This is a genomic window from Roseomonas chloroacetimidivorans (assembly GCF_049629625.1).
In the GTDB taxonomy this organism is placed as follows: Bacteria; Pseudomonadota; Alphaproteobacteria; order Acetobacterales; family Acetobacteraceae; genus Roseomonas; species Roseomonas chloroacetimidivorans.
The window spans coordinates 98517-115106 of record NZ_JBNBZS010000010.1 but is presented as its reverse complement, the minus strand read 5'-3'; the positions used below and the strand labels follow the sequence as shown (position 1 = coordinate 115106).

At 67.8% G+C, this 16590-nt stretch carries 14 protein-coding genes; 6 read left to right on the top strand and 8 right to left on the bottom strand.

The window, feature by feature from the left end; genetic code table 11:
- Positions 1-27: 27 nt before the first annotated feature.
- The 5 genes from acnA to ACO1BU_RS09210 form a co-directional block, all read right to left on the bottom strand.
- Positions 28-2637 carry an aconitate hydratase AcnA gene (acnA, locus tag ACO1BU_RS09230; RefSeq protein ID WP_424135639.1) on the bottom strand — a complete coding sequence of 870 codons (2610 nt, stop codon included), beginning with the start codon at positions 2635-2637 and terminating at the stop codon, positions 28-30.
- A gap of 170 nt (positions 2638-2807) precedes the next feature.
- A complete protein-coding gene (locus ACO1BU_RS09225; protein ID WP_424135638.1) occupies positions 2808-4880 on the bottom strand; it encodes an acetate--CoA ligase family protein in 2073 nt (690 codons plus the stop codon).
- Positions 4877-5707 (bottom strand): enoyl-CoA hydratase/isomerase family protein, encoded by an 831-nt coding sequence (locus ACO1BU_RS09220; RefSeq protein WP_424135637.1) that lies wholly within the window; start codon positions 5705-5707, stop codon positions 4877-4879. Before ACO1BU_RS09220 ends, ACO1BU_RS09225 begins: the two co-directional genes overlap by 4 nt.
- Positions 5704-6684 carry a D-2-hydroxyacid dehydrogenase family protein gene (locus ACO1BU_RS09215; protein ID WP_424135636.1) on the bottom strand — a complete coding sequence of 327 codons (981 nt, stop codon included), beginning with the start codon at positions 6682-6684 and terminating at the stop codon, positions 5704-5706. Before ACO1BU_RS09215 ends, ACO1BU_RS09220 begins: the two co-directional genes overlap by 4 nt.
- A gap of 5 nt (positions 6685-6689) precedes the next feature.
- Positions 6690-7667 carry a Bug family tripartite tricarboxylate transporter substrate binding protein gene (locus ACO1BU_RS09210; protein WP_424135635.1) on the bottom strand — a complete coding sequence of 326 codons (978 nt, stop codon included), beginning with the start codon at positions 7665-7667 and terminating at the stop codon, positions 6690-6692.
- 163 nt (positions 7668-7830) lie between these two features.
- Between ACO1BU_RS09210 and ACO1BU_RS09205 the strand changes: the two genes are divergently transcribed.
- Positions 7831-8718 carry a LysR family transcriptional regulator gene (locus ACO1BU_RS09205; protein ID WP_424135634.1) on the top strand — a complete coding sequence of 296 codons (888 nt, stop codon included), beginning with the start codon at positions 7831-7833 and terminating at the stop codon, positions 8716-8718.
- A gap of 118 nt (positions 8719-8836) precedes the next feature.
- Here the strand turns inward: ACO1BU_RS09205 and ACO1BU_RS09200 are convergent, their stop codons facing one another.
- Positions 8837-10021, bottom strand: coding sequence for a thiolase family protein (locus tag ACO1BU_RS09200; protein WP_424135633.1), 1185 nt, complete (start codon positions 10019-10021; stop codon positions 8837-8839).
- A 152-nt stretch (positions 10022-10173) separates the two neighbouring features.
- On the opposite strand from ACO1BU_RS09200, the gene ACO1BU_RS09195 reads away from it, so the two are divergent.
- The 5 genes from ACO1BU_RS09195 (at position 10174) to ACO1BU_RS09175 (ending at position 14434) form a co-directional block, all read left to right on the top strand.
- Positions 10174-10875: an SDR family NAD(P)-dependent oxidoreductase gene (locus tag ACO1BU_RS09195; RefSeq protein WP_424135632.1), complete on the top strand. Its 702-nt coding sequence runs from the start codon at positions 10174-10176 to the stop codon at positions 10873-10875.
- A 35-nt stretch (positions 10876-10910) separates the two neighbouring features.
- A complete protein-coding gene (locus ACO1BU_RS09190; protein ID WP_424135631.1) occupies positions 10911-11429 on the top strand; it encodes a DUF1993 domain-containing protein in 519 nt (172 codons plus the stop codon).
- 715 nt (positions 11430-12144) lie between these two features.
- Positions 12145-12702 carry a DJ-1/PfpI family protein gene (locus tag ACO1BU_RS09185; protein ID WP_424135630.1) on the top strand — a complete coding sequence of 186 codons (558 nt, stop codon included), beginning with the start codon at positions 12145-12147 and terminating at the stop codon, positions 12700-12702.
- A gap of 9 nt (positions 12703-12711) precedes the next feature.
- Positions 12712-13746, top strand: coding sequence for a phosphotriesterase family protein (locus ACO1BU_RS09180; protein WP_424135629.1), 1035 nt, complete (start codon positions 12712-12714; stop codon positions 13744-13746).
- A gap of 13 nt (positions 13747-13759) precedes the next feature.
- On the top strand, positions 13760-14434 hold the full coding sequence (locus ACO1BU_RS09175; protein WP_424135628.1) for a type 1 glutamine amidotransferase domain-containing protein: 675 nt from the start codon (positions 13760-13762) through the stop codon (positions 14432-14434).
- Positions 14435-14659: 225 nt separating this feature from the next.
- Here ACO1BU_RS09175 and ACO1BU_RS09170 read toward each other — a convergent pair whose 3' ends face one another.
- Both ACO1BU_RS09170 and ACO1BU_RS09165 read right to left on the bottom strand, forming a co-directional pair.
- Positions 14660-15520: an alpha/beta fold hydrolase gene (locus ACO1BU_RS09170; protein WP_424135627.1), complete on the bottom strand. Its 861-nt coding sequence runs from the start codon at positions 15518-15520 to the stop codon at positions 14660-14662.
- A 23-nt stretch (positions 15521-15543) separates the two neighbouring features.
- Positions 15544-16584 (bottom strand): 2,5-dihydroxypyridine 5,6-dioxygenase NicX family protein, encoded by a 1041-nt coding sequence (locus tag ACO1BU_RS09165; protein ID WP_424135626.1) that lies wholly within the window; start codon positions 16582-16584, stop codon positions 15544-15546.
- Positions 16585-16590 lie beyond the last annotated feature (6 nt).

The window sequence follows — 16590 nt, the reverse complement described above, 5'->3', positions numbered from 1 at the left end:
GGGGGATACCTCCCCCAGCATCTTCCCTTACGCCGCCCGGTCTCGCCGATACTGCGCGGCAATGCGGGGCAGGATGCCCCCGCCGATCAGGTCCTCGGCCTCCTCCTTCGTCTCGATGCGGCACAACAGCCGCGTTTCCAGGCTGCGCTCGCCTCGACGGAAGCGCGCGACCACGGTGCCGCCCGGCTGCAGGGCGTCCGGCAGGCCAAGGAGGTCCACCTCCTCCTCTCCCGTCAACTCCAGCGTCGTCTGGCTCTCACCGGGCTGGAAGGCCAGAGGCAGCACGCCCATGGCGACAAGATTGGCGCGGTGGATGCGCTCGAAGCTCTCCGCAACCACGGCGCGGATGCCGAGGATGCGCGTGCCCTTGGCCGCCCAGTCCCGCGCCGAGCCCGCGCCATAGTTGCGCCCGGCCACTACCACGGCCGGGACGCCCGCCGCGGCATAGGCCTCCGCAGCGCCGTGGATGGTGGTGATCTCCTCGCCCGGCAAAAGCCGGGTGAAGCCGCCCTCCCGCCCCGGCACGAGCCAGTTGCGCAGCCGCAGATTGGCGAAGCTGCCGCGCGCCATCACCTCGTGGTTCACGCGCCGCGCACTGTAGGATTGCAGGTCGTCCCGCGCCGCACCCTGCGCGATCAGCCAGGATCCCGCTTCGGAGTCCGCGGGAATGCGGGAAATGGGCGAGATGTGGTCGGTGGTCACGTCATCGCCGAGAAGGGCGAGAATGCGCGCGCCCCGTACATCCGCAAGCAGTTGCGGCGCTGCGACCGGACCAGTGGCGAAGGGGGGCGGGCGCAGGAAGCCGCTTCCGGTATCCCAAGGGAAGCAGTGGCCTGATGGCGCCGCCATCGCCTGCCAGGCAGAGGAGCCGGCGAATGCGTCCTCGGCCCGTGTCCGATACAGGTTAGGGGTGAGCATGCTCTCGGCTTGCGCCAGCGCTGCCTCGTCGGGCCAAAGCTCGGACAGCATCACAGGGCGCCCCTCGGCGTCATGGCCAAGCGGTTCCCTGGTCAGGTTCCGGCGCAGCGTCCCCGCCAGCGCATAGGCGACGACCAGCGGCGGTGAGGCGAGATAGCCCAGCCGGCAGAGCGGATGCACCCGCCCCTCGAAATTGCGGTTGCCCGAGAGCACGGCGGCGACATTCAGCCCGTTCTCGCGGATGGTGCTCTCGATCACGGGGTCGAGTGGCCCTGAGTTGCCCATGCAGGTCATGCAGCCATGGCCCGCGAGGGCGAAGCCGAGCGCCGCGAGATCCTCGAGCAGTCCCGCCTTTGCTAGGTAGTCGGTCGTGACGCGCGAGCCCGGTGAGAGCGAGGCCTTCACCCACGGCTTCGGCTTAAGCCCGCGCTGGCGTGCCGCGCGGGCAAGCAGTCCGGCGCGGAGCATGGAGGCGGGGTTGGCCGTATTGGTGCAGCTCGTGATCGCGGCGATGGCGATGTCGCCGTTCTGGATTACGGCATTCCCCGGCGTATCCTGGGCCGGGGGCAGGGTGGCCGGGATCTCGGCCAGGCGACGCCGCTCCTGAGGGCGGGAAGGACCGGCCACGCAGGGCTCCACCACGCCGAGATCGAAACGCAGCACCTCGTCGAAGTCGCGCGCGCCATCCGCGCGCCAGAGGCCCTGTGCCTTCGCATAGGCCTCGACCAGCGCAACCTTATCCTCTGAGCGGCCGGTCAGCCGAAGATAGCGCAGCGTTTCCTCATCCACGGGGAAGAAGCCCATGGTGGCGCCGTATTCCGGGGCCATGTTGGCCACTGTCGCCCGATCCGCGAGGGCGAGGGCGTCCAGCCCAGCGCCGTCGAACTCCACCAGCTTGCCCACTACGCCGTGGCGCCGCAGCAACTCGGTCAGGGTCAGCGCCAGGTCGGTTGCGGTGACTCCCGGGGCGAGGCGGCCGGAAAGCTGCACGCCCACCACGCGTGGCACGCGCAGCGCGACGGAGCGGCCCAGCATGGCCGCCAGTGCCTCGATCCCGCCCACGCCCCAGCCGAGCACGCCAAGCGCATTGACCATGGTGCTGTGGCTGTCCGTGCCCAGCATGGTGTCGGGGAAGGCCAGCCCGTCGCGCAGCACGACGCCTTCGGCCAGGATCTCAAGATTCACCTGGTGAATGATGCCAGCCCCGGGCGGCACCACGCGGAACCGGCGGAAGGCGCCCTCGGCCCAGCGCAGGAACCGGTAGCGCTCCGCGTTGCGGCGGAACTCGATGGCGAGATTCGCCTCCGCGGCATCGGGTGTGCCGTGGACATCCACCTCCACCGAATGATCCACCACCAGATCAACGGGAATGGCCGGCTCCACCGCCGAAGGGTCATCGGCTGCGTCGCGCAGAGCGGCAAGATCGGCCAGAACCGGCACGCCGGAGCTGTCCTGCATGAGGATGCGGGCCGGGCGGAGCCGAATCGTGGCACCCGGCGCGCGGGCGGCGATGGCGGCGGCCGCGTCATCCTCGCCGTGACGCAGGGAATCCTCCGCCAGGATACGCAGACTGGCCGGCAGGCCAGCGAAGCGGGCCAGCCCCGCGGCCTCCGCAGCCGCCAAAGAGATGTGCTCGATCCCCGGCAGCAGGGAGCGCCGGAACTGGCCGTTGCTCACAGGATGTCCCTCCGGCGCGTCAGCATCGTTGTTGGAACGCATCGGGCGGGTTCGGGCAGCCGGCTATGCATCTCAGGAAGCGGAACCAAGGCGGGGGCCTCCGGTGCAGAACTGCGGCCATGGGCATTGGCCACAGGGAGGACGCAGGACCGCCGGCCCTGGCGCCATGCGCGTGCTATGGCAGGCCGCGGGCCGGGCTGGAAGCCCTGCCCCTAACGCAGCACCGCGAGGCCATCGACGGCACGCACGCCCTCTCCCTCCCGCAGGACGAAAAGGGGGTTCACCTCCGCTTCCATCAGCCGCTCCCCGGCCGCCTCCGCCATGGCGGCGAAGGCCAGGATCGCATCCACCAGAGCCGGGACATCGGCCTTCGGCGCGCCGCGATAGCCGCGCAGCAGCGGGGCGGTGCGGAGATCCTCGATCATGCCCTCCGCATCCGCGCGGGTGATCGGCAGCAGGCGGAGGGTGGTGTCCTTCAGCAGCTCTGCCGCCACCCCGCCCATGCCCAGCAGGATCACGGGGCCGAGCTGCGGATCGCGGTTGAAGCCGAGGATCATCTCGGCCTCGCCCTTCACCATCTCCTGCACCAGGAAGCCCTCCGGCTTTGGCGCCCCGGCCCGGGCCAGTCCGTCGAGCATCGCCGTGGCAGCCGCGGGCAACTCGGCGGGATTCAGGCCGATCTTCACTCCGCCCAGGTCGCTCTTATGCAGGATCTCCCGCGACAGGATCTTGAGCACGAGCTTCTCGCCCAGCCCCTGCGCCGCCGCCGTGGTTCCGGCAGGATCCGTCGCCACCGCCTCGCGCGTCACCGGCAGGCCGAAGCGGGCGAAAAGGGCTTTGCTCTCGGCTTCATTCAGCGCCCCGGCCGGAAGGGCGGCAATCCCGGCATCGGCCTTGGCCGGCGCGGAAGTGGCCGGCGCGGGCGCGGCGCGCGGCTGCAAGGCAGCGAGCACCGAGGCGCAGCTTTCAGGTGCCGTGAAGGCCGGAATGCCCTGCCCATTCAGCAGCCGCGTCACCTCCGGCGCATGCGGGCTGACATAGGCCAGAATGGGCTTGCCGCTGCGCGCCTGGCACTCCACCACCGCATCCGCCACGAGGCTCGGCTGCGCCAGGGCGGAAGAGCCGACAATCACTACCGTCGCGTCGTAAGTCGGGCTTTCCTGCAAAGCGTCGATGCAGCCGCGGAAGATGTCCGGGCGGAGCCCGGCAAGCGTCACATCCACGGGGTTCCGCCCGGCCGAAGCCTCCTCGCCTGTCAGTGCGCCGATGCGGGCGGCTGTAGTGGCATCCGGCACGGGTACGTCGAAGCCTGCGAGGCCCAGGCTGTCCGCGACCAGCGTCCCGGCGCCGCCGGTGGAGGTCAGAATGGCCACGCGCTTCCCCGCCGCGCGCCGCCCAGCAGCCAGCGCCGCGGGAATGTCGAGCAGGTCCGCGAAGGTCTGGGCACGGATCACGCCGCATTGACGGAACAGCGCGTCATAGACCTGATCGGCCCCCGCCAGCGCGCCCGTGTGGGAACTGGCCGACCGCGCACCGGACTCCGAACGCCCGACCTTGAAGACAACGATCGGCTTGCCGATCTCGGCCGCCCGCAGCGCCACCTTGCGGAATTGTTCGGGGCGGCGCAGGCCCTCCATATAGGCGGCGATGACGGTGGTGGCCTCGTCCTCGACCAGGTGCTCGATCAGGTCGGTGCTATCGAGATCGGCCTCATTGCCGGTGGAAGCCAGCTTGGCAAAGCCGATGCCGCGATCGGCGGCACGGGAAAGCAGCGACCCCAGTATGCCGCCACTCTGAGACACAACGGAGATGCGCCCCGCCGGCAGGTTGCCAATTTCCAGCGCGCCGGTGGCGGAAAGCGTGATCCGGTCCGTCAGGTTGACCAGCCCGATCGTGTTGGGGCCGAGCAGGCGCATCGAGCCTGCCGCTTCCTTCAGCGCCTGCTGGCGCCTCGCTCCTTCCTCATCCGCCTCGCCATAACCGCTGGCGAGCACGATGGCGGCGGCGGTGCCGCGTTTCGCGAGGTCCCGCACGGCCGCTTCCGCACGCTCCGGTCCCAGCAGCACGATGGCGGCATCTGGCGCCTGGGGTAGGGAGGCGATGTCGGGGTAGCAGGTCAGGCCCGCAATCTCGGAAACCCGGGGATTCACCGGATAGATCTCGCCGGTGAAGCCATGCTTGCGGAGATAGCCGACGGGCCGCCCCGTCATCTTCGTGGCATCAGCCGAGGCGCCGATGACGGCGACGCTGCGCGGGCGCAGAAGGCGGGCGATGGCGTCGCTCACGACTTGGCCTCCTTCCGCTTCGCGCTGCGCTCCAAGAAAGCAGCCACGGATTCCAGGTGCTCCTTCGAGGAGTAGCAGATGGCCTGCGCCTGGCTACCGAGGGAGAAGACCTGCTCGGCCGTCAGTTCAAAGGTCTGGTCCAGGATGGTCTTGCTCAGCGCGATGGCGCCTGGCGCGGCGCGGGATAGCTCAGCGGCCCAGGCCTGGGCATCGGCCACCAGCGTATCGGCAGGGGAGACGCGGTCCACCATGCCGAGGCGCAGTGCCTCCTCGGGCTGGACGGTGCGGCCGGAGAAGATCAGTTCCTTCGCACGGGAAAGCCCAACGCGGCGCGGCAGGAAATACATGCCACCGCCATCCGGGATCAGCCCACGATGGATGTAGGTCATGGCCATGGTCGCGGCATCGGACACGACGACGAAATCGCAGCACAGTGCCAGGTCGCAGCCCAGCCCCGTGGCCGCGCCGTTCACTGCGGCGATGGTGGGCTTGGGGAGGGTGTGCAGCGCGGAGATCATGTGGTGCGTGCGGTGCTGGCGGCGCCAGCCGTTGATCGCCACCTCGCCGGGCGGAACGCTCAGGCGCTGCTTCATGCTCTTCACGTCGCCGCCGGAGCAGAACCCCTTGCCAGCGCCGGTGATGACCAGGGCCCGCACCTCATTGTCCTTCGCCACGCGATCCAGCGCATCGAGCATCTCGTAGCGCATCGCGTCGTCGATGGCGTTGCGCACCTCCGGCCGGTTGAGGGTAAGGGTGGCGACAGCGCCTTCGACCTTCAGCGTGATCGCGTTGTAGGAAGCTTCGCTCTGCATGGCTTGGTCCTTCATGGCGAGGCGGGCTGCATGGCGTTCAGCGGGCGTGGCAGCGGCAACCCGGCATTCCAGGCGCGGAGGCATTCCACCGCGCCCTCGAAGTAGAGGCGATAATTCTCGGCCGTGACGTAGCCGAGATGCGGCGTGAGGATGGTGCGTGGTGCTTGCAGCAGCGGATGGCTGGGCGGCATCGGCTCGATCTCGTGCACATCCAGTGCCGCGCCGCCGAGACGGCCGGAATGCAGCGCCGCAATCAGGGCCTCCTGATCCACGAGCCCGGCGCGGGCAGTATTCACCAGCAGGGCGCCGGGCTTCATGGCGGCAATTTCCGCCCGGCCCACCACGCCGCGTGTGCGCTCCCCCAAAACGAGGTGCAGCGTCACGATATCGGCGCTGCGGAACAGCGCCTCCTTCTCCACGCGCCGAGCGCCAGCCGCCGCGGCGGCCTCCTCCGTCAGGTTAGCGCTCCAGGCGATCACCTCCATACCGAAGGCTTTCCCGAGCGCGGCTACCTGGCGGCCGAGCTTGCCCAGCCCCAGCACGCCCAGCGTCGCGCCCTCCAGGCTGCGCCCGGCGCCGGTCTGCCATTGGCCCTCGCGCAGGGCCTTGTCCTCCCAGGGTATGCGGCGGGCGAGGCTGAGGAGGAGCGCCCAGGTCATCTCGACCGTCGGCGTGTTGAGCGAACGGGTGCCGCAAACGGGGATACCACGCGCGGCGCAGGCGTCCATGTCCAGTGTCCGATTCGTCATCCCGGTGGTGACGACCAGCCGCAGCGCCGGCAATCTCTCGATCAGGGAGCGGGGGAAGCGCGTGCGCTCGCGGATCATCACTACGGCGTCGCAGTCCATCAGCCGTTCCGCCAGCACCGCTTCATCCTCAACATGATCGTGCAGAAAGATTACGGGCAAGCCAGACCAGTCCGCAGCACTCTCGGCGGCGGCGCCGAAATCATCGAGCACTGCGATGCGGGCCAGGGGCGCGCGATCGGGCATAGGGATCACTCAGCGCGGATCTTGGCGCGGCGCACCACATCGGCCCAGCGCTCGCGGTCCTCGCGCAGGAAGTGGGCATAATCGGCCGGCCTGGGGCTCGGCTCCACCTCCACGCCCTCCTCCAGAAGACGCTTACGGACGGTCTCATCGGCCAGGGTGGCGTTCAGCGCCGCGTGCAGCGCGGACACGCGATCCGCTGGCATGTCCTTCGGCCCGACCAGCCCGTACCAGGTGGAGGAGATGATCTGCGGATAGCCCTGCTCGGCCGTGGTGGGGATGTCCGGCATGACGGCGGAGCGCTTGGGCGCGGCCAGCGCGATGGCGCGCAGCGCCCCGGACTCGATATGCGGCTTCAGCGGCGCCAGGGCATTGGTGATCATGCTCAGCCGGCCAGCCAGCACGTCGGTCAGGGCGGGGCCGGTGCCGCGATAGGGTACGTGCTCCATCTCGATGCCCAGTGTCAGCGCGATCATCGCGGGCAGCGCGTGCCCGGTGGTGCCAACGCCGGGGGAGCCATAGGTCAGTGGCGGGTTGGCCTTCCTCGCGACGTCCTTCAATTCGTTCAGGTTGTGCACGGGAACCGAGGGATTGACGCAGATCACGTTCGGCGCCTGGCCAACGAAGCCGATCGGCGTGAAATCCGTCATCACGTCATACGGCACGCGCGGCTGGACGAGGCTGCTGATCAGGAAGCTGCCGCTGCCCGCGAGAAGGATGCTGTAGCCGTCAGGGCGCGACTTCGCGATGTTGTCGTTGCCGAGAAGGCCGCCCGCGCCGCCGCGATTCTCTACCACGATCGTCTGACTGAGCCGCGCGCCCATTCCTTCCGCAATCATGCGGCCGACCACGTCGTTGCTACCGCCGGTGGCGAAGGGAATGACCATGCGGATGGGACGGTCGGGGAAGCGTTCCTGCGCCATCGCCTGGCCGGAAAGGGCAGGCAGGATCAGGGCCGGAAGGCCCAATACGGTGCGGCGTCGCATGGCGGCGTTCCCTTGCTCGCCCGGCCCTTGGCGACCGGTTCTTGTCGTGCCCGGCCACGGCCGGTCGCCCCCGTCGGAGGGCGGAGGCGGATGCTGCGCCCGGCCCTCGCACTTGGCGAGGCAGGAAATCTTGCTCTACCCCAACTTCAGGTTAGACTAGGGCGTGCAACCCGACCTACCCCCGCTCGCCTCGCTCCAGGCCTTCGTACTGGTGGCCGAAACGGGCAGCCTGAGTGCTGCCGCGGCGCGCCTGAACGTCACCCAGCCCGCCATCAGCAAGCGCCTGCGCGATCTGGAGGCCCAACTGGGCGTGGCGCTGCTCCAGCGCGGTCCGAACACGGCGCGGCCGACCGCAGTGGGCAAAGCCTACGCCGCGGCGCTGGCCGAATCCTTCAGCCGGATCCGCGCGGCCACCGCCGCGCTGGCGGGCGAGACGCGGCCGATCCGCGTGCTGGCCTACACCACCTGGGCCTTGCGGTGGCTCATCCCGCGCATGCCCCGCTTCCGGGCCCTGCATCCAGGGCTGGAGGTAGAGGTCTCGACAGCCGTCGAGGCCAGTTCCTTTCTCGGTGGCTCGGTGGATGTCGCGGTTCGCACCGCCGCCGCGGACCATCCGCCCACAGCCCATGCCGTGCGGCTGCAGCCGGTGCTGCTGGCCCCTTTCGCCGCTCCGGCCCTGGCCGGGAAGGACGGGCATTCGCAACTTCGTCAGGGCGTTCGGTTGCTGGCGAGCAGAGTCCGTCCGGGCGACTGGGCCCGCTGGCATCAGGTGCATGGGCTGGAGCCCACCGCGCCGCCCTTGGTCTTCGAGAGCACGACACTTGCCATCCAGGCGGCGCTGGAGGGGTTGGGCGCGGTCATCTGCCCTCCGGCCTTCGTGGAGAGGGAGGTACGGGACGGCGCCCTTCTGCGCCTCGCGCCCGATACGATCCCGGCGGGGGATCATTACTGGCTGGTCCCGCCCTCCGGCACGCCACGCCCGGGCATTGCGGCTTTTATCGAGTGGCTGCGTCGGGAGAGTGCGGAGCCAGTTCCCGAAGCACCGGGTTGATCGGAGCGAGGCGCAGGTCGTCCGCTGGTCACCTCCCAGTGCCCGGCCTCGGTATCAACGCGCCTAGCCGAAGCCCTTGCCGTCCTTCCCAGCGCCGCGAGGAGGCCGGCCGTCAGGGTCAAAGCGCCTCCAGCGCCAGGGCGATGCCCTGGCCTCCGCCGATGCAGAGCGTGACCATGCCCCGGCGAAGTCCGTCGCGGCGCATCGCATGCAGCAGGCGCGTTACCAACACCGCGCCGGTCGCGCCGATCGGGTGGCCATGCGCGATCGCGCCACCTTCGACATTGATGATGTCCTCGGGCAGGCCGAGCTCCTGCGCCACGGCTAGAGGAACGGCCGCGAAGGCCTCGTTGATCTCGATGCGGTCAAGGTCGGAAAGGCGCCAGCCCGCGCGTTCCAGCGCCTGGCGCACGGCTGGCACGGGGCCGAGCCCAAACAGGCCGGGCTCCACTGCCGCCACGCCGGAGGCGACCAGGCGAGCATGAGGAGCGATGCCATTCGCCTCGGCGGCCTGCCGGTCCGCCACGATCAACGCGGCGGCGCCGCTGTTCAGGCCGGGAGCGTTGCCGGCGGTGATGGTGCCGTCGGGACGGAAGGCCGGGCGCAGCTTGGCCAGGACCTCGACGGTCGTCTCGGGGCGCGGGGCCTCGTCGGTGCTGAAGATTTCCGGGCCCTTTCGGCCCTTGACCGTGACCGGCACGATTTCGCCGGCGAAGTGGCCGGCCGCGCGCGCCGCGGCGAAGCGCTGCTGGGACCGGGCGGCCCAGCTATCCTGCGCTTCGCGGCTGATCCGTGCCTTGGTCACCAGATCCTCAGTGTGCCAGCCTGAATGTTCGCCGGAGAAGGCATCATTCAGCCCGTCCCGCAGCATGCTGTCATGGATTTCGGCCGGGCCCATGCGATAGCCCCAGCGGCCACCATCCATGAGGTAGGGCGCGCGGTCCATGTTCTCCATGCCACCGGCCACGGCCAGGCGCTGCTGGCCCAGGCGGATTTCCTGCGCCGCTGTGACGATGGCCTGGGCGCCGGAGCCGCAGACGCGGTTCACGGTCATGGCCGGAACGGAAACCGGCAGCCCGCCATGAATGGAAGCCTGGCGCGCCGGGTTCATCTTGTTTCCAGCCTGGATGACGTTTCCCATGGTCACGCTCTCTACCCGCGCAGGGTCCAGACCGGACCGGGTGACGGTCTCGCGCACTACGATCGCACCGAGCTCCGTGGCCGGAATGCCCTTGAGCGTGCCGTTGTAACCGCCAATGGCCGTGCGGACCGGATGGCACAGGACAACTTCGGGTTCCCGCATGGCGGTCTCCTCGGGAAAGAGATGGCGGCGCAGGCGGTGCGGCCGTTCTGTGGCGGCCGGCAGCAGGGAAGCGCCGCGATTGACGAATTGATGATGAGCATCATAATTGGAGTCAAGCCTATGCTCGCAGGCACGCAGCGCGGAGAACCGGCATGCAGGACATTCCCTTCCGTACAGCGCTGATCGTTGGGGCCGGTGCTGGTATCAGCGCGTCCCTTGCTCGTGGCCTGACGCGTGCGGGGCTTAAGGTTGGGCTCGCGGCGCGCGATGCCAGCAAGCTGGCGCCGCTCACCGCCGAAACCGGCGCGATTGCCTTCACCGCGGATGCCGCCGATCCAGCTTCGGTCGACCGGCTTTTCGCGGAGGCCGACGACCGCCTCGGGGCGCCGGATGTCGTCGTCTATAATGCGAGCGCGCGTGCGCCCGGCCCGCTGACCGAGCTGGATCCCGAGGCAGTGCGTCAGGCTTTGGCTGTCACTGCTTTCGGTGGTTTCCTGGTGGTGCAGCAGGCCGCCCGCCGCATGCTGCCGCAGGGCCGCGGCGCGATCCTGCTGACCGGGGCGACGGCTAGTGTGAAGGGCTTTGCGCGTTCCGCCGCTTTTGCCATGGGGAAGTTCGCCCTGCGCGGCCTGGCGCAGAGCGCCGCGCGGGAGTTGGGCCCGCAGGGTATCCATGTCGCGCATATCGTGGTGGACGGCGGTGTACGCAGCGAGAGGCGCCCAGAGCCCCGGGACCGGCCCGACAGCCTGCTCAGCCCGGAGGGGATCGCGCAGACCTATCTCGACTTGCTCCGGCAGCCTCGCGATGCTTGGTCGCTCGAAGTCGAGCTGCGACCCTGGGTTGAGAAGTTCTGAAACCAGCCGGGCTCGCGCGCAGGAGCAGGACACAGATGCCGCTATCGATGTACCAGGCCTCCATCCCCGTGCTGATCCGAGGCTTGGAGGTGCTCTCGACCCTTTTGGAAAAGGGTTCGGCCCATGCGGCGACGAAGGGCCTTGATCCCGCTACCCTGGTCATGGCGAGGCTCGCGCCTGACATGTTGCCGCTCTCCGGCCAGGTGCAACGCGCCAGCGACACGTCAAAATTCGCTGCCGAGCGCCTGACCGGCGTGCCCGCGCCCCGCTTTGAGGACAAGGAGGTGACATTCGAGGAGCTGCAGGCGCGCATCCGTGCGACATTGGCCTATCTGCGAACCATCGAACCCGGTCAGATGGAGGGCAGTGAGATCCGCGAGGTTGTTGTGGCAACGCGCGACAGCAAGTGGGTGTTCCGAGGAGATTCCTACCTGCTCACCTTCGCGCTGCCGAACTTCTTCTTTCACATCACGACCGCCTACGACATTCTTCGCCAGAACGGCGTAGTGATCGGCAAGCGCGATTATCTCGGTCCCTTTGACGCCCAGGGATAAACGCGTGGGCGCCTGCGGGCCACTTTGATGCGGGCGCCGAAGCATGGGCAGGAAGCCGGCAGTGGCAGGCAGGGCGTCCATGGACGGATCGCTCGGAGGACCATGGCGTTATCAGCCGTATCATACACTGGTTGATAGCGGTCCCTTTTGCCTGTTCTTTCACAGGTGCCCTGCTCTACGTCACGGCCCCTGAAGCCGGCGGCGCGAATTCGCCGCCGACACGTATTCCCCTGGCTTCGCGCAGTTCGTCCTAGTACCGCTGCTGGCCATCCCAGCCTCGGCCCTGCTGCAGCAATGCGGATCCTCGGTGGCATGGCTTCCTACGGTATTCCGTGAGGCGGGGCTTCGAGGGAAAGCTCGCCTGGATGATGACGGCGGGCGCCGTGCAGCACAGCGGCGGTACTGGGTGCTGCCGTGCTGCTCCTCCGGCATGCCGGTACCGCGCTGTTCATCGCTCGGCTTGGCAGACGAGGTGCTGGGGCCGATGACGCGGGAACGCCGGCAATTCTAGGTCCCTACGGGGAGTCGACGCCTGCTGCGCGGCTGCCCGCCGCTCCGGCATGGGCGCGGTGTGGGAGCGATAACATTGATATTGCCCACCTAATCATCCAGCTGATGAATGGATCAGCGAAACCGCCGTTGACGCCAGCTTCATTCGGCTGACTAGAGTCAGGGGCCGGGACACGGCGATCAGCCGCTTGAATGGATTGCGAGAATGGCAACAGAGAATGGCATAGCCCCTGGCCCGCGTGTCGGTGTTCTCGTCGGCGGCGGCTTCCAGGAGCTGGAGTTCTGGTATCCCGTGCTGCGTCTGCGTGAGGAAGGAGTTGAGGTGGTCGTCATCGGCCCTGGCTCCGAGGCGCAGGTGACAAGCCAGCTCGGCTATCCCGTGATCCCCGAGCTTGCCATGGATGTGGCGGCATCCACGAGCCTTTCTGCTCTCGTGATTCCCGGTGGCGCCATGGCGCGCCGGCTGCTGACGGATGCCGCGGCGATGCGGCTTGTTGCTGCGGCAGCATCCGCGGGCGCGGTAATGGCCGCACTATCTGAGGGCGTCCAACTCCTCGCTGTTGCGGGATTGCTCAACGGGCGGCGCGTGGCTTGTCCGGCTAGCTTGGCCGGAACGGTCCGCGAGGCCGGCGGTGAGGTGGCGACTGAGGCTGTGTCCGTGCAGGATGGCGTCACCACCGCCCGCTCCACCGATGACTTGCCCGCTTTCTTCCGCGCCCTGATGGGGGCGCTTGCCCAGCAGCCCAACCGCGTTGCAGCTTGAGGCCCCTCCATGACTCACGTCCGTACTGTCCTCGGCGACATCGCGCCCGAGGAGCTCGGCATCACCTTGACGCACGAGCATATCCGCTACGCCTACCAGGGTTCCGATACGGACCATCACCACGTTTGGTCCCTGGATCATCTCGCCGGGCAGATCGCCCCCGTATTGAAGGATGGGCGGGAAACCCACGGGATCCAGACGGTGGTGGACATGACGCCGCCGGAAATCGGCCGCCACCCCGAGCTGCTGGCAGAGGTGTCGCGCCGCAGCGGCGTGCACGTCGTCGCCATGACTGGCTTCTTCCCGGAAGAACATGCCATCGGCATTCCCTTCCACTGGCGCCGCAAGTCGCCGGAATACCTGACGGAGATGCTGGTCCGCGACATCACGGAGGGCATGGTCTACGACAACCAGCTCACGCCCTACCGCGCCGGGATCTTGAAGGCGGCAACGGGGGGCATCACCAGCACAGAGGCCAATCCGAGCTCCGGCCCCAACGGCATCAGTCCGCTCGAGGCTAAGGTGATCTGCGCGGTGGCCCGCGCCCAGCGTCAGACCGGCGCCTGCATTAACACCCACACGCAGCCCGAGGACTATGCGTATATCAACCCGGGCATTGAACTGCTGAACCTGCTGGAGAGATATGGCGCTGACCCCAGCCGCGTGATCATCGGCCATGCCTTCGTGCATCCGAATATCAACCAGCTGAGGGAGATCGTGGAGCGCGGGGCATGCCTGCAGATCGACCATATCGGCATACCCTGGCAGAACGACAGTCAGGAGGGCCTGGACGAGTTGATTGCCACGGCCGTGTGCCAGCTGACCGATTTGGGCTATCTCGACCGACTGGTGTTCTCCTACGACCGCTTCTTCAGCTACGCCGGCTCGCCGCCCAGCGCAGAGGAACCGCCGCTGCTGAACGAGCAGGTGCCCATTGGCTACATGTTCGAGAACTTCGCCCATCGGCTCGAAAAGAAGGGGTTCGGCAAGGCGGAGATGCACACGGTTATGGTTGAGAATCCACGCCGCCTGCTGGCCTTCTGAAAAGGGCACGAAAATGGACCTGAACGGCGCACAGATCGGCGTCCTGATCGAGAACCAGTTCCAGGAACTGGAACTGTGGTATCCCGTGATGCGCCTGCGTGAGGCTGGCGCGAAGGTGCTGATCATTGGCCCCAGCCGCGACCAGCTCTACGCCAGCAAGCTCGGCATGCCCTCGCGTTGCGACCTGGCGATGGACGAGGTTTCCGCGGATGACCTGGACGCCATCGTCATCCCCGGCGGCCTGGCGCCGGAGGGAATGCGTAAGCACAAGGCGATGGTCGACCTCGTCCGCGCTGTGCATGACCAGGGCAAGCTGGTGGCGGCGATCTGCCATGCCGGCTGGATGCTCGCCTCGGCGGGGATCGCGCGTGGGCGCACCGTGACCTGCGTCTTCCTGGTCAAGGACGACGTCATCAACGCCGGCGGAAACTATGTGGATGAGCCGGTGGTGCGGGACGGCAACATCATCACCTCCCGCCTGCCGAGCGACCTGCCGGCCTTTTGCAAGGCGATCATAGAATATCTGGAGGAGGCACCCTCGCTGCGCCGCGGTCGCGATCTGGCACCAGCCTCGGGTAGTTTTGCCACTGCTGCCTATACTCATGTGGCGGAGACGGGGATGCTGGCACGGGCCAAGGCATCCGCAAACTACATTGCCGTGACGCGCCAGGGCGCCCCTATCGGCTAATTTCGCAAGTGGCGGTGCCGGAGACTCTGCCTCCTGCACCGCCGCGGGGTGGCAGCGGCCGTGCCGGAGCCCGCGATCTGTTCAGGTTACGCCGGCCGATACGCAGCCTCGATACCTGAAACACTTTCCCCTGCCGAACTCAGGCTTCAAATCATGCAGGTCCGGAAGTCGCAGCTTCCTGCCGGCAGGGGATATAGGGGAAAGTGGAGTTCCTCCCGGGCTATTTCAGGCTGCCAGCCGGTACTCCGCCATCGCATCCCCCTGCAAAAAGCGTCGTGCCAGCGTCACCACCTGCTCCGGGTGTTCCAGGTGCGGCACATGCCCGCAACGCGCGACTGTGACGAAGCGAGCATCGCGGGCCGAGCGTGCCGCTTCCAAGGCCCTGTCGATTTTTGCGTGCGGGTCGTTCTCGCCCCAGATCATCAGCAGCGGGCAGGCGATCTCGTTGAAGCGCCCGGTGATCGTCCAGGGGCGGGTCGCCTCCAGGTCCATCATGCCGTCCATGATCGTCTCAAGCCCCTCCCGCAGGCCGGGGCGGGCGAAAATATTCATTTGCAGGAAGAGCAACTCAGGCGGGATGCACGAGACGTCATAAACCATGCCGCCCATGCGTTTGCGGGCGAACTCGACAGTCGGCTCCGCGATAGTCGCCAGGGCCGCGGCCCTGGCAGCGTTGAAACTGACCAGGCGTTCGGCATCGCCCATTGTGGCGGAGGCGCTGCCGAGCATGATAACTTTTTCCACCCGCTCCTTGTCCGCGAGATGGCAGAGCACGGAGAGAAGCGCGCCGTAGGAGCTTCCGAACACGGAGAACTTGCCCCAGCCCATGGCATCCGCCACGCCATGCAGGTGCTTCACCATCACGGGCTGCGGCGGGCCACCGCTATAATCGCCCAGGCCTGTAAAGCCATGGCCCATCAGGTCCGGCGCGACAACCTGGAACTGCTCGCCCAATTGATTGATGACCTTCATCCAGGAATCGGAGGAGGAACCGATGCCGTGAATGAGCATCAGGGGCGGGCCGCTGCTGCCGGCGGTGTAGCAGCGGGTCTTGATGCCCATCACGTCCAGATAGGTCACGCGCATCGGGGAACTCCCTCGGTTGCTGATCAGTAGAAGAGCGGCGCCACCTTTTCGTGCAGCGCCAGGAGATGGGGCGGGCCGGCGAAGCGGCCATTCTCCATGATGAGCTGGCCGTCGATGGTCAGGGTCTGGTCCAGCACCACTCCGTCCGGATGGTTCTCGCCGCCGCCTTCCTCCCACCAGGGCAGGCCCATGCCGATGGCGTTGCTGCCGGGGGTGCGAATATCCTCGATGAAGTGGCGGCCGGTGAAGACGGTCGCGGGATGGAAGCCGAGGGTGAAATGAATCATCCGGCCATAGCCCTTGCCGGAGGCCGCGCGGCGCAGGGACCGCTCCAGGCGTGGTATGTCCTCAGCGGAGCCGCCCTCGATGCGCTGAATGGTTCCGTCGGTGATGACCGTGATCGGCTTACGCAGAACGCGATAGGTTTCGTCGAACAGGGCCTGCAGTACGGTCCGCCCCCGCGCCGAGCCGTCCAGCGGGTAAAGGTTCTGCGCCCCGGGAGTCGTGTGCATGCCCGGCATACTCGCCACCCGCGCGCGCTTGATCTTCACCTTGTCCAGACCGAAGCGCAGATCGGTACCGAGCGGGCAGGTGACATGCGCTTCCTTTCCGGCGCAGCCATCCAGGAACTCCACAAGCGCGATCTGGAAGTCCATGAGTGCCGAAAAATCCACTCCACCATAGACGCGCGAGAAGCTTTCGGCCGCCGTCATGTTCAGCAGCCCGTAGCGCACGCGCCCCGCCTTTAGCGCGGCATCATGCATCTTCGATCCGGCCAGATAGGGGAAGGTGAAGTCCAGCCAGGCATCGGCGGCCACTGCTGCGGCCGCGAGGGGATCGGGAACGAAGGAATCGGCCAGCCCGCCCTGGAAGGGAAGCTGAGGGATCACAGCGGTCATCAGCTTCCCGCCGCGCCGGGTGACGGCATTGCCGACCGCGGTCGTTACGGCCGGGTCCGTGGCGCTGTCCACGGTCAGCAGCACGCTCTCGCCTTCGGCGATGGCGAAGTGGTCCTCCACGAGCACGCGGCTGGCCCGCTCCAGGCGATGGTCGGCGGATGGCATGGATCG

What these genes read in the sequence shown, in the direction of transcription:
- acnA (WP_424135639.1), bottom strand. Translation starts at nt 2,637, where the DNA reads ATGCGTTCCAACAACGATGCTGACGCGCCGGAGGGACATCCTGTGAGC.
- ACO1BU_RS09220 (WP_424135637.1), bottom strand. Translation starts at nt 5,707, where the DNA reads ATGAAGGACCAAGCCATGCAGAGCGAAGCTTCCTACAACGCGATCACG.
- ACO1BU_RS09215 (WP_424135636.1), bottom strand. Translation starts at nt 6,684, where the DNA reads ATGCCCGATCGCGCGCCCCTGGCCCGCATCGCAGTGCTCGATGATTTC.
- ACO1BU_RS09210 (WP_424135635.1), bottom strand. Translation starts at nt 7,667, where the DNA reads ATGCGACGCCGCACCGTATTGGGCCTTCCGGCCCTGATCCTGCCTGCC.
- ACO1BU_RS09200 (WP_424135633.1), bottom strand. Translation starts at nt 10,021, where the DNA reads ATGCGGGAACCCGAAGTTGTCCTGTGCCATCCGGTCCGCACGGCCATT.
- ACO1BU_RS09195 (WP_424135632.1), top strand. Translation starts at nt 10,174, where the DNA reads ATGCAGGACATTCCCTTCCGTACAGCGCTGATCGTTGGGGCCGGTGCT.
- ACO1BU_RS09190 (WP_424135631.1), top strand. Translation starts at nt 10,911, where the DNA reads ATGCCGCTATCGATGTACCAGGCCTCCATCCCCGTGCTGATCCGAGGC.
- ACO1BU_RS09185 (WP_424135630.1), top strand. Translation starts at nt 12,145, where the DNA reads ATGGCAACAGAGAATGGCATAGCCCCTGGCCCGCGTGTCGGTGTTCTC.
- ACO1BU_RS09180 (WP_424135629.1), top strand. Translation starts at nt 12,712, where the DNA reads ATGACTCACGTCCGTACTGTCCTCGGCGACATCGCGCCCGAGGAGCTC.
- ACO1BU_RS09175 (WP_424135628.1), top strand. Translation starts at nt 13,760, where the DNA reads ATGGACCTGAACGGCGCACAGATCGGCGTCCTGATCGAGAACCAGTTC.
- ACO1BU_RS09170 (WP_424135627.1), bottom strand. Translation starts at nt 15,520, where the DNA reads ATGCGCGTGACCTATCTGGACGTGATGGGCATCAAGACCCGCTGCTAC.
- ACO1BU_RS09165 (WP_424135626.1), bottom strand. Translation starts at nt 16,584, where the DNA reads ATGCCATCCGCCGACCATCGCCTGGAGCGGGCCAGCCGCGTGCTCGTG.